This window comes from Solibacillus sp. FSL K6-1126, assembly GCF_038003445.1.
GTDB lineage: Bacteria > Bacillota > Bacilli > Bacillales_A > Planococcaceae > Solibacillus > Solibacillus silvestris.
Map to the genome: position 1 here is coordinate 1,321,031 of NZ_JBBOPD010000001.1, position 15,076 is coordinate 1,336,106.

13 protein-coding genes are annotated in these 15,076 nt (G+C 38.4%); all 13 read left to right on the forward strand.

Annotated features, from left to right (window positions below; genetic code table 11):
- Positions 1–78 precede the first annotated feature (78 nt).
- Entirely contained in the window at positions 79–822 is a 744-nt protein-coding gene (locus MHH44_RS06295) for a 16S rRNA (uracil(1498)-N(3))-methyltransferase (RefSeq protein ID WP_340798069.1), read from the forward strand.
- A gap of 207 nt (positions 823–1,029) precedes the next feature.
- Positions 1,030–1,503: an IS200/IS605 family transposase gene (tnpA, locus tag MHH44_RS06300; protein ID WP_340798070.1), complete on the forward strand. Its 474-nt coding sequence runs from the start codon at positions 1,030–1,032 to the stop codon at positions 1,501–1,503.
- Positions 1,504–1,893: 390 nt separating this feature from the next.
- Entirely contained in the window at positions 1,894–3,468 is a 1,575-nt protein-coding gene (locus tag MHH44_RS06305) for a phytoene desaturase family protein (protein ID WP_340798071.1), read from the forward strand.
- Positions 3,469–3,544: 76 nt separating this feature from the next.
- Positions 3,545–4,159, forward strand: a complete 615-nt coding sequence (locus tag MHH44_RS06310) for a PH domain-containing protein (protein ID WP_014824432.1) — start codon at positions 3,545–3,547, stop codon at positions 4,157–4,159.
- A 147-nt stretch (positions 4,160–4,306) separates the two neighbouring features.
- Positions 4,307–6,502: a hypothetical protein gene (locus MHH44_RS06315; protein WP_340798072.1), complete on the forward strand. Its 2,196-nt coding sequence runs from the start codon at positions 4,307–4,309 to the stop codon at positions 6,500–6,502.
- 86 nt (positions 6,503–6,588) lie between these two features.
- A complete protein-coding gene (locus MHH44_RS06320; protein ID WP_008403148.1) occupies positions 6,589–7,443 on the forward strand; it encodes a response regulator transcription factor in 855 nt (284 codons plus the stop codon).
- A 1-nt stretch (position 7,444) separates the two neighbouring features.
- Complete coding sequence (locus tag MHH44_RS06325) at positions 7,445–8,488, forward strand: HEAT repeat domain-containing protein (protein ID WP_340798073.1); 1,044 nt, start codon at positions 7,445–7,447, stop codon at positions 8,486–8,488.
- Positions 8,489–8,494: 6 nt separating this feature from the next.
- The gene (locus MHH44_RS06330) at positions 8,495–9,928 is read left to right on the forward strand and encodes a glycosyltransferase family 2 protein (RefSeq protein ID WP_340798074.1); all 1,434 of its coding nucleotides are present in this window, start codon (positions 8,495–8,497) and stop codon (positions 9,926–9,928) included.
- Positions 9,929–10,192: 264 nt separating this feature from the next.
- On the forward strand, positions 10,193–11,236 hold the full coding sequence (locus tag MHH44_RS06335; protein ID WP_340798075.1) for a HEAT repeat domain-containing protein: 1,044 nt from the start codon (positions 10,193–10,195) through the stop codon (positions 11,234–11,236).
- Between the two features lie 171 nt (positions 11,237–11,407).
- Complete coding sequence (gene mtaB / locus MHH44_RS06340) at positions 11,408–12,757, forward strand: tRNA (N(6)-L-threonylcarbamoyladenosine(37)-C(2))-methylthiotransferase MtaB (RefSeq protein WP_008403144.1); 1,350 nt, start codon at positions 11,408–11,410, stop codon at positions 12,755–12,757.
- A gap of 452 nt (positions 12,758–13,209) precedes the next feature.
- The gene (locus MHH44_RS06345; RefSeq protein WP_340798076.1) at positions 13,210–13,749 is read left to right on the forward strand and encodes an adenylate cyclase; all 540 of its coding nucleotides are present in this window, start codon (positions 13,210–13,212) and stop codon (positions 13,747–13,749) included.
- A 91-nt stretch (positions 13,750–13,840) separates the two neighbouring features.
- On the forward strand, positions 13,841–14,509 hold the full coding sequence (deoC, locus tag MHH44_RS06350) for a deoxyribose-phosphate aldolase (protein ID WP_340798077.1): 669 nt from the start codon (positions 13,841–13,843) through the stop codon (positions 14,507–14,509).
- A gap of 110 nt (positions 14,510–14,619) precedes the next feature.
- Complete coding sequence (gene rpsU, locus MHH44_RS06355) at positions 14,620–14,793, forward strand: 30S ribosomal protein S21 (protein WP_004227078.1); 174 nt, start codon at positions 14,620–14,622, stop codon at positions 14,791–14,793.
- Positions 14,794–15,076 lie beyond the last annotated feature (283 nt).

A 15,076-nucleotide genomic window follows, 5' to 3' on the forward strand; every position in this document is an offset into this window, starting at 1 on the left:
ATCGTTTAATCGAAAATCGAACATTTTGCTAATGTGCAAAATGTTCGATTTTTACGTTATCAACTAGGAGTGAAGACAATGCAAAGGTATTTTGTAGATACTGTGGAAAATGATATGGACCACTTTATGATTTCCGGGGAAAACGCGCGCCATATTTCAAAAGTAATGCGTATGACGGTAGGAGAAGAAATCATTGTTGTACATGACAATGTAGCGTATGTTTGTGAAATTATCGAGCTGGACCAGGATGTACGTGTGAAAAAAACAGGTACGACAATCCCTTCGCCGGAAATGCCGGTACAAGTCGATATTGCTTGCGGCTTGCCAAAAGGCGATAAACTGGAACTGATTGCGCAAAAAGCGACAGAACTTGGTATGCACGCGTTAATTCCGTTTGCTGCGGAACGTTCGATTGTAAAATGGGATGATAAAAAAGCAAAGAAAAACCAGGAACGTCTTCAAAAAATCTCTCAGGAAGCAGCGGAGCAATCGCATCGTACATATGTCCCGGATGTTGTACAGCCAATCAGTTTTAAGCAGCTTGTACAAACATTCTCAAACTATGATGCTGTCTATATTGCTGATGAAGAGGATGCGAAGTTGGCAAACCGTACGACATTCAAACAAAAGCTGCAATCGTTAAATAAGGAAAATACGCCGCGCATTTTATGTATTTTCGGTCCTGAAGGCGGTATTTCCCGTAATGAATCGGCAGTTTTCCTTGAAGCCGGTGCACAGACAATGTCACTGGGGCCTCGTATTTTACGGGCAGAGACGGCACCGTTGTATGCGTTATCTGCAATTTCGTACGAATTTGAATAGTGAATGATTTAAAATAACAGACCTAAACAAAGCAAAGAGCCTTAATTTCTCACACAAAGAGAAATTAAGGCTTTTTGTTATGGAAACGAAAACCCCCTGCTATGCGGGGGGTTCTAAAGAGCTTTTAGCTATGGACAAAAAAAATACTCCAGTCGTACAATAAAATCAGGTCTGGTCAACCGATTACGTACGAAAGGAGCTCCAATAATGGATAATAAAAGTTTAGCACATACAACATGGAATTGTAAGTATCACATCGTGTTTGCGCCAAAATACAGAAGAAGAATGATCTATGGAAAAATAAAAGCGGATATTGGTAAAATATTACGTCAACTGTGTGAAAGAAAAGGCGTAGAAATCATTGAAGCCACGGCGTGTCCTGATCATATACATATGTTAGTAAGTATTCCGCCGAAACTTAGTGTATCTGCGTTTGTTGGGTATCTCAAAGGGAAAAGTAGCCTAATGATATTCGATCGACATGCAAATTTGAAATATAAATATGGAAACAGGAAATTCTGGTGTCGAGGATATTATGTAGACACAGTAGGACGAAACAGAAAAGTAATTCAGGAATATATAAAAAATCAATTGCAGGAAGATCTCCTGGAGGATCAAATGACGATGAAAGAATTCATTGACCCATTCACAGGTGAAGAAATAAATCGAAGAAAAAAATAAGTACACCGCTTTAGCGGTAGTCGGAAACGTAGTGCGGTTGGCAGACCTTTCAGAGCGTCTTTAGACGTGGGCCAGTAACCCAGCGTTTCACGCGCAGAGAAAACCACCAGTTCAACTGGTGGTTTTTATTTTGTCTACCGGACCCCCTTATTTACAAACTATCTCAAATTGAGTGTATTTCTTCCTTGTATAACGAAAAACAAATATGTATAATGTTTGTATAACATGAAATAGTGTCTCTGGACAAATTTTTATTGTAAACAGCTACAATATGGAATTTTATTAATATTAATCGTGAAATGAATAAAGAATGTTACTGAACATTATACAAATTATTCTGTACGAGGAAATCGTTGTACAATATCGAATCGAAACAGGGAGGAACTATAGATGAAAAAAATTGCAGTGGTAGGGGCAGGACCTGGTGGATTAGCGGTTGCCATGTTATTGGCGCATAAAGGTTATAAAGTGACGGTATATGAAAAGCAGGCTTATGTAGGTGGGCGAACAAGCGAGATTAAGCTTGGTGATTATAAATTTGATATGGGACCAACATTTTTAAATATGTTGTACATTGCAGAGGAAATTTTTGAGTTAACAGGTCGCGATATTCAAGACTATGTGGATTTGATCGATTTAAATCCGATGTATCAATTAATCTACCATAATAAAAAGATTAATATGACGCGTGATGCAGATGAGATGATTCGTCAAATCGATGAGCTGTTCCCTGGAAATGAGGGAAGTTATGAGCGTTATATGGAACAGACGCAAAAGAAACTTGAAGTGCTTGCTCCTGTATTGCAGGCACCGATGAACAAGCTGACAGACCTGTTCAATCCGAAAGTGATGAAAGCTTTCAAAGAATTGGAAGTAGGGAATTCTCTTGTTGATACGCTTTCAAAGTTTTATAACGAAGAGGAATTACAGCTCGCTTTTACATTCCAGGCAAAATATCTGGGGATGTCTCCATGGGAAAGTCCCGGCGCATTTTCAATTCTTTCATATATTGAACACGCTTACGGCGTTTACCACATTAAAGGTGGTATCAATAAGCTGACAGAAGCGATGGCGAAAGTTGTCCTGGAATCAGGCGGGAAAATTTTATTAAATAACGGTGTGAAGAAGTTAAGAACAACAGGCAAAAAAGTAACGGGTCTTCTGCTGGAAGATGGTCAGGAAATTGAGGCAGATGAAGTAATCATTAACGGAGATTTCGCACATGCGATGACGAATCTTGTGGAACCCGGTCTATTGAAAAAATATACTCCGGAAAAGCTCGAGAAAAAACAATACTCCTGTTCAACGTTCATGCTGTATTTAGGTGTTAATAAACGATTTGATTTACCGCACCATACAATCTGGTTTGCAAAAGATTACCGGAAAAATGTAGAGGAAATTACAAAAACGAAATTGATGTCTGAGGATCCTTCGATTTACATTCAAAATGCCGTCGTTACGGATGAAACGGTTGCACCAAAAGGAAAGTCGACATTATACATTTTAGTTCCGGTGCCGAATAATATGAGCGGTATCGACTGGTCGGAAAAGGCAGGTCCTTTCCGGGATATGATTTTAAATATGGTAGCCGATAAACTGGGTGTTAAGGATATGTGGGAATATATCGAAGAGGAGCGAATGATTACACCAGCCGACTGGGAACGAGATATTCATGTATATAAAGGGGCAACGTTCAATTTAGGGCACCAATTATCGCAAATGCTTGTATTCCGCCCGCGCAATAAATTTGAAGAGCTCGATCATTGCTGGTTAGTCGGTGGTGGTACACATCCGGGCAGTGGCTTGCCAATTATTCTGGAATCGGCACGAATTACAGCAAACGGCATTTTACAGCAGGATAAACAGACGTTACTCCCGGTTAAACCACTGCCGAAAGTGGAACTGTATAGAAAGAAACAATCCCAATTAAAGCATCAGCCTGCAGCCATTCAAACAAATGTCTGACTAGGGATTTCAATGTAATGAAACCTTTAATTGAATGGAAACGTATAATAACTATTCAATTAAAGGAGGCAATACAATGTTCAAAAAATTGGCATCAGATGCATTAGGGTTATCAGATATCGGGGTAGTGATTTCAAGACAGGACTTTGACAAAACAGATGCAGATGATTTTATTTTTAATGAAGTGGATGAACAAATCTATTTTCTGATCAAAACAAAAGCGGATGAGTATTGCTTCACCAACTATGCATTAATCCATGTGGACGGGGCAAATGCGATCAGTAAAAAACGTATGCTGCGCCGCTATGACTACGAACATTTTGCGATTGAAGAAGTGCTGCTGGAAACGGCCGGAACAATTGATTTGGATGTGGAAATTAAATTTGTGATCGGAAATATGCCGTTAAGTATTGATATTCATAAAAAACACTTAACGGAAATTAAAGATCTATACAAAGCGCTTCATGCGATTTCCCTTGAACAGAAGGCGAATACATTCAGCATGGATGCGGCAAAACAAAGCTTGAATTTAGCTGCCTCTGCAATCGGCCGCGCGGGTAATGAAGGTGTTTCACCAGCTGATGCATTTAAGGAAATCACAGCATTTTCACATAGCTGGCTGCTGGAGCAAAAGAAAGCGTTTGTTAAAAAAGATTTCGGCGATGTTTTCGAGAAATATATTAATAACTAATAGATTGAAGATGACACTCATATCTGAAATAGGTTATGAGTGTTTTTCTTTTCAATTCTTTTCCGTTTTTGGACCGTGTTTAAGGGGAAGAGAAACAATAAAGTAATTCTTTCCCTTTTTAATTATAAATGATGATAGGTGGCGCTAATGAAAAAAATATTACTCGTACTAGGATTGCTGCTGCTGGTGATTACAGTTCCGTTAGGGATATATTTCATCAATGATAAATCCGTTTCGGAAAGTGATGATGCAGATGAGGATTCTTCAACATCGAAGCAAATAGTTACAACATCCGTTGAACCGGTCTATGAGCAGAATATTGCCTATAATGCCCGGGTGTTAAGCGATCGATATGAAGTGATGCAAAACGGTAAATGGCAGGAAATGACCATAAAAGGGGTAAATATCGGGATGGCTAAGCCCGGTCTTTTCCCGGGTGAAGCAGGAATTACAAAAAAAGATTATACAAGATGGCTCAAATCAATTGGTGATATGCACGCGAATGCAATCCGTGTTTATACAATCCACCCGCCGGCATTTTATGAAGCGTTGCTGGAGTACAATGAGTCGCATGAACAGCCGATTTACTTGTTCCATGGGGTTTGGCTGGAAGAAGAGCCGGTAATTGAGCAATTGGATGTATATGGTGAACCGACAGAAAAGTTTCAAAAGGAAATAAAAGATATTATCGATATATTACACGGCAATGCAGAAATTGAACATCAGCCGGGACATGCTTTTGGGAATTATACTGCCAATGTCGCTCCATATGTTATTGGCTGGATGATGGGCATCGAGTGGTATCCGGATGCAGTTAATTCAGTTAATGAGAAAAATAAAGGCAAGGCACAATATGACGGCAAGTACTTTTCGACAAAAGATGCTGCTCCATTTGAAATCTGGCTAGCAGAGCAGATGGAATATGCCGCCCAGTACGAAATGGACGAATACAAATGGATGCGGCCGTTCAGCTTTACGAACTGGGTAACGACCGATTTATTGGACCACCCGTACGAACCGAGTGAAGAGGAAGATATGGCGACCGTAAATCCGAATGTCATTTATGAGAAAAACGAGCTGCAACATGTTGGTCAATTTGCAAACTACCATGTCTATCCGTATTATCCGGATTTTTTGAACTTTACGCCTGAGTATTTACAATATAAGGACCATCGCGGTGAACCGAATAGCTATGCAGCCTATTTAAATGATTTGAAAAAAGCGCACCGTCTGCCGATATTAATCTCCGAATTCGGAATACCGGCTTCCCGTGGATTGACTCATAAAAATCCGTTCGGCTGGAATCAGGGCTTTGTGACCGAGCGCCAGCAAGGGGAATATTTAGTCAGTCTCTATGAAGATATTCTGCAAGAAGGCATGCTTGGCGGTTTAGTGTTCTCATGGCAGGATGAATGGTTTAAGCGGACATGGAATACGATGGATCTCGATAATCCGGATCAACGGCCATTTTGGTCAAATGCACAAACAAATGAACAGCAGTTCGGACTGCTCAGCTTTGATACATTGAAAATAAAAGTGGATGGGGATATTTCGGACTGGTCAGGGAAAAAGCCGATGTATAAAACGAAACAGATGGCCATGTATATGGATTCCGACGAACGCTATTTGTATATACGGATGGATATGGAAAATACGGAATTCTCAAATGCCGATTTTCCGTTAATTTATTTCAATACAGTGAAAGGGCAGGGGAATTCAACATATAAGGACTACCCGTTATTGAACAAAGCTGATTTTGTACTGACGATTAAAGATGAGGAAAATAGCAGAATTGAAGTCGATGCCTACTATGATGTGTTCCAGAAACTGTACGGCGACCGATTGAAGCTCGTCCCGTTTGAAGGGATGACCGAAAAAAACAGCGGGCAATTTAACCCTATTGAGTATGCAATAAATAAACAGCTCACGATTCCGATTCTCGATAAAACCTATCCATTCGAAAAATACGAGACCGGGAAGCTGCGAAAAGGAAACGGTAACCCGGAAAGCCCGGATTATGATTCACTAGCCGATTATGAAATCAACAAAGCAGATGGGATTGTCGAAATTCGTATTCCTTGGCTATTGCTGAATTTTACGGATCCGAGCCGTCTGGAAGTTTGGTCGGATTTATATGAAAATGAAGAAATGACAAAGGAAATAATAGAAGGAATTGAAGTCGGTGCATTGCTCATCGAAAATAATACCGTGAAAAACCGTATACCGGACAAAAAATCCGACCTGAAAACCTATACATGGGAAAGCTGGACAATACCTGAGTATAAGGAACGTTTAAAGCAATCGTATTATATTTTGCAGGAAAAATTTTCAGAGATCCGTTAAGCTAAAGCAAAGATCCACTGTTTTCTGAGTGATTGAAATCGATTACAGTGGGTTGAGGCATATGTATGAACAGGGGTGAAATAAAAATGAAAGAAACGGAGAATCAGTTTAGTAATAGCGTAGAGAATCTTCAAAATTTGAAGCATCTTTATGATTTGCAGTTAACTTATATCCGAAAAAAGGGGATTCATTTTACGTTTGTTTTCGTGAAATATTCAGATGAAATGTCTGTAAGCTATGAAGAATTCTATCAGTTGGTAAAAGAAAATTTACGTAAGTCGGATTTTGCTTTTTCGCATCAGTCAAAACAATACATCATTCTTGTTCTGTCGATCAGTAAATCAATGGAATCCAAATCATTTCTAGGTCGGCTTCAAACTGCTATGTCACCTTTCAAAATGCCGCTTGTCGCTGTTATTGCAGAAATTGCGAATTCTTTGCATCCGCTTGAAGAAATACTGGAAGTTGGTGAGGAAGAGGTGATGAGCCTTGATTTTTCAGATACACAAATAGTGGTGATTCCGCAGTTTATGGAAAAAGAGCGAATCAAGATGAAAGTCAGCATCATCGAAAATGATCATATTACACAATCTATTTTTTCGAATCTGTTTCACAATCTGGAAACAGCTGAACAAGATTTGGAGGTCCGGGTGTTTAATGACGGACTTGAATTTATAGAATCCGACTGGTACCGAAGTGAGCATCATCATATTATCGTGCTGAATGATATTTTACCTAGAAAAAATGGCTTTGAGGTTTTGCATTATTTGCGCGGTTTGCCTAATGAACAAAAATATTTAATTTTATTTATTTCATCACGTAATTCCGAGGAAGCACAGCTTTATAGTTTTGAAAATGGAGCTGATGCTTACTTTGTCCGTCCCTTTAATTTGAAAATTTTTGAAATACGTATTAAAAATCATTTGAGAAGGTCGCGATAATATGATAGATCGTCAATTTTTAGTCGGGGCGGTTATTGCCGGCACTATCATGCTGATCGTTATTTTATGTATATTTATATATTTAGTCTATAAAGGGACGAAAAGAAATCGAATCAATGAAAAGATGAATGCGTATTTCGAACAATATAAAACGCAATGGTATAACTATCTTGTTTATAACAAACCGCTGGATCACCGGCCGGAAAATCAAATTACAATGAAGGCGGTTGATCATCTATTTGTTTCCTATTTGACAACGCTTAATAATGTTTCTATTCACACCAAAGTTTCCGAATACGCTGCATCGAATATGCAGAATTATTATATCGAGCAAATAAAAAGCCGTGATCGATCGGTCCGTTTGAATGTATTGCAGCGTACATTACTGCTGGAGCTGGAATTTTTAGTGCCCCTTATTGAGCGGCGTTTAAAAAGAAAACGAGATTATGAGATGGAAGAGTATTTATTAATGCTGCGGGTAGTCGCGAAATATAATCGGAATTTATTTTATGCCCATGTTTATAAGCCGAGATTACCATTGGATGACTATGAATATAAACTTTTATTATCGACAATTGATGAAGGCTATATCGACTATTTCACAAGCCATTTTGATTCCTTGCCAATCGGATTGAAACTTGCACTCCTTGATTTTCTGAGTTTAAGCACAAATGTAAATAATGATTTTCTTTCTTTCTATGAGCGTTTGTTAACATCGGAAGATCAGGAGTTAAGAATTCGGGTTCTAAAAGCGATTGCATCATTCGGGATGGTTTCTGATTTCCAACTGTATGAGCGCTTTGTCGATTCCGCCAGCTGGGAAGAGAGATTGATGATGGCGAAAATTTTGCGGTTTGTAAAAGAAGAGGTATCTTATCAAAATCTTCAGCGGTTAATGGCTGATTCAAATTGGCAAGTACGAAAACAGGCGGCCTTATCTTTACTGAATATGCCAAACGGACGAGTAATTTTACAGCAAATAATCGACTGTGAAAACGATTTGTATGCAGCAGATATGGCAAGGGAAGTCATGAAGTTAGGATGATGATAAATGAATCTAGATAACATACTTTATTGGTTTAACGAAGTGTTCAGTTCATTAATTTTTATATACATGTTATTTGTTATATTGGTTTATTCATTAATGCTGGTCTTTGCTTTCTTACAGTTGAGAAAAGACAGGAATCTGGATAAGAATTTGGAAGGGAAAGTAAATTTAAATGCGGTTTATTCGAAGCCTGTTTCAATCATTGTCCCGGCTTATAATGAGGAAATCGGTATTATCAGTACGGTTCAATCATTATTGACACTTGAATACCCGCAATATGAAATCGTGATTGTAAACGATGGTTCAAAAGATTCGACATTGCAGACAGTGATTGATGTCTTTCAGATGGAGCCTGTTTTCCGGACTGTACAGAATCAGCTGCCGTCAGCGGAAATCAGGGGCATTTACCAGTCGAAGCTCCATTACAATATTGTTTTAGTAGACAAGGAAAATGGAGGAAAGGCCGATGCGTTAAACGCAGGCATAAATGTATCAAGATTTCCTTATTTTTGCTCGATTGACGGTGATTCAATTTTATCCACTAAATCATTGCTGCAGGTGATGAAGCCGATTGTCTCTTCCAACGGGAAAGTCATTGCTGCAGGTGGAAGTGTGCGTATAGCAAACGGTTCGGAAATCGAGTACGGCAGTGTTTTGAAATCGGTTGTCCCGAATAATCCGATTATCGTCATGCAGATTATTGAATATTTACGTGCTTTTTATATGGGAAGAATTGCGCTGAGCCGTTTTAATTTATTATTAATTATTTCCGGTGCGTTTAGTGTCTTTTCGAAAGAATATACAATAAAAGTCGGTGGCTACAATAAGAATACGATCGGCGAAGATATGGAACTGGTCGTCCGGCTGCACAACTATTTACTGAAGAATAAAATAAAAAAATCGATTGAATTTATTCCCGATCCGGTATGCTGGACAGAGGCCCCGGATAATTTAAAGGATTTAAAAACACAGCGGAGACGATGGCATCAGGGGCTGTTAAGCAGTCTTATGCTGAACCGTGGGATGCTGCTCAATCCGAAATACAAACAAATCGGTCTCATATCTGTTCCGTATTTTGTATTTATTGAATTAATCGGCCCGATTGTTGAACTATTGGGATATATATATGTCATTTTATCATTTGTAATCGGTAATATCTATTTGGAATCGGCTCTTACTTTATTTGTCCTGTTTTTAATTTACAGTACCGTCATTTCGATGTTTTCAATTTTGCTGGAAGCATGGAGTATGGGCACTTATCCACGTATCCGGGATTCGGTGAAGCTATTATTGTATTCCTTGTCGGAAGTGTTCTGGTTCCGTCCGCTAATGGTTGTTTTCCGCCTTCAAGGATTCTGGTACTTTATTCGGGGCAAAAACGATTGGGGAAGCTTAACGCGTTCTGGATTGCAAAAGAAAACAAATGATACTTTATAATATAGACTAAGTCGATAGGCGGAACTACTCCGTCTATTTGGTCTGTCTTCTTCTTTATTTTCAAAAGAACCGGAATTTGTCCGTACATAAATTTTCCAAAACAAATTCATAAACAATCTCCATGAATCAACAAAAAATGGGGCAAATTCCATATATAAATGAAGTATTGGAGACAGGAGAAAAAATTGGTTGTATAAAGATAACGGAAAAAGGTGATATATTAGTAAATAACATGGAAAACAGATTGAGAGGGTCGCGATAATAATGGAGATTGAAGAAATTTTAAAAGGGATCTTAATTATCTGTAGTGTAATGCTTTTTATTTTATTATGTATTTATTTTTATACAATTTATCGTAAGAACAGAAAGAAACATTCTTTTAATAAAATTAATAACTATATCCAGCAAAATGAAAGGGACTGGTATAATTATTTAGTTTTAAACAAGCCTCTTCGGAATCATTCAACTACAAAGAATGAGCTGGCGGCAATTGATACTATTTTTGTTTCGTATGTTACAACGATGAATAAAGAAGAAATCCTGGAGAGAGCTTCAACATATGCTGCATTAAATATGAAAAACTATTATGTGGAGCAATTGAATAGCCGTGATGAAACTGTCCGTTTACATGTTTTACAGCGCACATTGATTTTGGAGCTGGAATTTTTAGTGCCGTTAATCGAACGCCGGCTAAAAGATAATCGTACCGGCTCTATCGAAGAATATTTATTAATGTTAAAGGTTGCAGCGAAATATAATAGAAATTTATTTTTGGCTCATATGTATAAGCCTAGATTGACTTTTTATGATAGTGAGTACCATCTGTTGCTATCGAATATTGAGAATGGTTATTGTGACTACTTTAAAGATCATTTTGAAGAATTGCCGATTCAGCTGAAATTAGCGTTTCTGGAGTTTTCGTGCCTGAACATGAACATGAATCCTTCATACCTTTCATTATTTGAACAGTTATTGACGTCCGAGTGCCCGGGAATCCGTCTTCGAGCATTAAGAGCCATTTCATCGTATGGCAAAATTTCGCATGTGAAGCATTACGAAGTCTTTGTTCATTCAGCACTTTGGGAAGAGCGTCTATTGCTTGCCGAAATTTTACGTTTTGTTAAAGAGGATGATTCATACACTTATCTGAAAATGTTAATGCGTGATCCAAATAGCCATGTTCGAAAACAGGCAGCTTTATCGCTGATGGATTTACCGGATGGACAGGTAATACTGCAGCAGGTTTCCGACAGTGACAGTGAAGAAGATCATATCTCTCCGGCTACATCTGTGGAAGAAAGCCGGTAGTTTAACAAGTAGTTAAAAAAATAGGCTTTGTATAGCGTTTTATGCTATTATAAAACACGTTGATATTTTTCTTCATTTAGAGAATGAAGAGCATGCTACCGGTCGACTAAAAAGAGGCAATTCGCCGGAGTAAAATAGATAAGTGCTAACCTTGAAAGGATGATATAAATTATGAGTTACGAACGTACGAAAACCGTATCTCTACATACATTAGGGTGTAAAGTAAACCACTATGAAACAGAAGCAATCTGGCAGCTATTTAAAGAGCAGGGATATGAGCGTACTGAGTTCGATCATCAGGCGGACGTTTATGTTATTAATACATGTACAGTAACAAACACTGGCGATAAAAAATCACGCCAAGTGATTCGCCGTGCTATCCGTCAAAATCCGGATGCGGTTATTTGTGTTACTGGCTGTTATGCACAAACTTCACCAGCTGAAATTATGGCAATTCCAGGGGTCGATATCGTTGTTGGTACTCAGGACCGCGAGAAAATGCTTGGATATATCGATCAATACCGTAACGAGCGCCAGCCGATCAATGCGGTACGTAATATTATGAAAAACCGGGTGTATGAGGAATTGGATGTACCGGCATTTACTGACCGTACTCGTGCCTCACTGAAAATCCAGGAAGGCTGCAATAACTTCTGTACGTTCTGTATCATTCCTTGGGCGCGCGGCTTAATGCGTTCACGTGATCCGGAAGAAGTTATTCGCCAGGCTCAGCAGCTTGTGGATGCGGGTTATTTGGAAATTGTCCTGACAGGTATTCACACAGGCGGATACGGACAAGACTTCAAAGACTATAACTTAGCGCAGCTTTTGCGTGACTTGGAAGCGCAAGTGAAAGGCTTGAAACGTTTACGTATTTCTTCAATTGAAGCATCTCAATTAACAGATGAAGTAATTGATGTACTACAAAACTCTGAAATCGTTGTAAACCACTTACACATTCCGATTCAATCAGGTTCAGATACAGTTTTAAAACGTATGCGTCGTAAATATACGATGGAGTTTTTCGCAGAGCGTCTGGAAAAGCTGAAAATTGCTTTACCTGACTTAGCGGTTACTTCTGACGTAATCGTAGGTTTCCCGGGTGAAACAGAAGAAGAGTTCATGGAAACATACAACTTTATCCGCGATCATAAATTCTCTGAGTTACATGTGTTCCCGTACTCTCAACGTACAGGTACACCTGCAGCAAGAATGGAAGACCAAGTTGATGAAGAAATCAAAAACGAACGCGTTCACCGCTTGATTGCACTGAATGACCAGCTTGCAAAAGAATATGCTTCTCGTTTTGAAGGGGAAGTGCTGGAAGTCATTCCGGAAGAGCGCTTTAAAGATAGCGACAATGAAAACCTATATGTCGGCTATACAACGAACTACTTAAAAGTCATTTTTGAAGGCACAGAAGAAATGGTCGGCCAGCTTGTAAAAGTTAAAGTTACTAAAGCAGGCTATCCGTACAACGAAGGACAATTCGTTCGCGTATTGGAAGGCCAGGCAATTTAAATATTGTGCTTGCGGAGTTAAATTTATGAAAAAAGAGAAATTGCAATGTGCAATTTCTCTTTTTTGTTTTGTACGACTTTACTTGATATAAAAGGGTAATTAGTTGTTCGTAGTGAAGGCGGCGACTCCTGGGGGACAAGCACGATGCCTGAGACTACAGGCTCAGGCCGTGCCCCTGGAAAGCGTCCGCCGTAACGTAGAACAACGTGTAAGAAGCAGATATAAAAATAGCCTATCTTTTTTACTTCAAATAAAATAGGGTAGAGAAAATAGTGTGCGCAAGTTTATATAATCGGGCGAAACGTTATGTATTTTTTTACAGCATATTAATTTACAAATAGTTAGTCCTAAACTAATGGAAGTTTAAGTATATTAATTAGAGGACAAGCCAACACTATTATTTGGAACATTATGTTTATCCCGATTACAGGCAAAGAAGGTGAGCAATTTATATGAAGAAAATATGGATGGTTGCTGCAATTCTATTTATTTTATATGGTTGCACGGAGAAAAAAGAAGAACCAACAGTAGAAAGTGAATCGGCTATGGTAGAAGTCAATATCCCTACGGAAGTAGCCCAGCATTACGGCTCGCTTAATATCGAGTACAAAGCATCGGACGTTTATAAAACTATTCAGCCAAATGGTGCGGTTTCTTTAGAGATAAATAAGCAACAGTTAACTGAAATTGCGCAACAAACGGAACAATTCCTGGAGCAGTACAAAGAAACGAGTGAGCAAAGTACAGAAGATGGAATTACACATATCGATGCTAATGAAGACTTTTCAAATTGGAAAATTGTATTATCGGATGATTCACTTTTAGGCGAAGAAGCATTTGATTTGGCACAAGAGCATTTAATTAAAAATATTTTAACGTACCAGTTAGTCCACCGTAATATTCCTGAGTTAAATATTCAGTATGTCACAGACAACGGTGAACCTTTGGACAGAAAAATTATTCGTACAAAATTTGCCTATTCAGACGAATAATTTAAGTTGTCTGATAATTTGCGTCAATTAAAATACATGCTAAACTATAGATGTACGGACAACTAATGTTTAGTAAAAGGAGTAATGAGAAATGACTCAAAATTTTGCAGTAATGATTGATCATACTTTATTAAAAGCTGAATCTACAAAAGATCAAGTAGAAAAAATTTGTGCAGAAGCAAAGCAGTACGGATTTGCTTCAGTATGTGTAAATCCTACATGGGTGAAATTCAGTGCAGAGCAATTGGCTGGGACAGACGTAAAAGTATGTACAGTTATCGGCTTCCCGCTAGGTGCTACAACATCTGCAGTAAAAGCATTTGAAACAAAAGATGCGATTGCAAACGGTGCTGGCGAAATCGATATGGTTATTAATATTGGTGCTCTAAAAGACGGAAATTACGATTTAGTTCGTGATGACATCAAAGCAGTAGTAGACGCTGCAAATGGTACATTAGTAAAAGTAATTATAGAAACTTGCCTATTAACGGATGAAGAAAAAGTAAAAGCTTGCGAACTTTCTGTTGAAGCAGGTGCCGATTTCGTTAAAACTTCTACTGGTTTTTCAACAGGTGGAGCGACAGCTGAAGATATCGCATTAATGCGTAAAACAGTCGGTCCGGATCTTGGTGTGAAAGCTTCCGGCGGTGTTCGCAGCTTAGAAGATATGCAACGTATGATTGAAAATGGCGCGACTCGAATTGGTGCTTCTTCTGGTGTTGCTATTATGAATGGCCTAAAATCAGATTCTAATTACTAATTCGATAGTTTTTGTTGACTCTTTTTTAAGGATACGCTATACTACTTTAGTACACATTAACTAAGTATTAGTGCATGTACTGACGTGTGTTCGGAGGGAGGGAAAGAGAGATGTCAAAAACTGTCGTTCGCAAAAACGAATCGCTTGAAGATGCTCTTCGTCGCTTCAAACGTACTGTATCAAAATCAGGTACAATTCAGGAAGTTAGAAAGCGCGAGTTCTACGAAAAACCTAGCGTTAAGCGTAAAAAGAAATCAGAAGCTGCACGTAAACGTAAGTGGTAATTTTCCCTGTAAAAACCCTACGTTCATAACACGCAATTTTCAGATTTAACTGAGCAGACAAATGATATACCCCGCAGTTATTTATATAACTGCGGGGTATTTGCATTTGTTTTTATTCTTCAAATCAACCATAATAGAGAAGAGAAAGAAAGCGTTTTCGAGAAACTTTTAATAATTAGCGATTAATACCGTATGATTGGTATATGTTAGCAAATAATATAGGAGGAAGTTTTTTTAGGTATTTAAAAAAAATTGAAACTTTTCTTCATCTCATCCGTAGAAT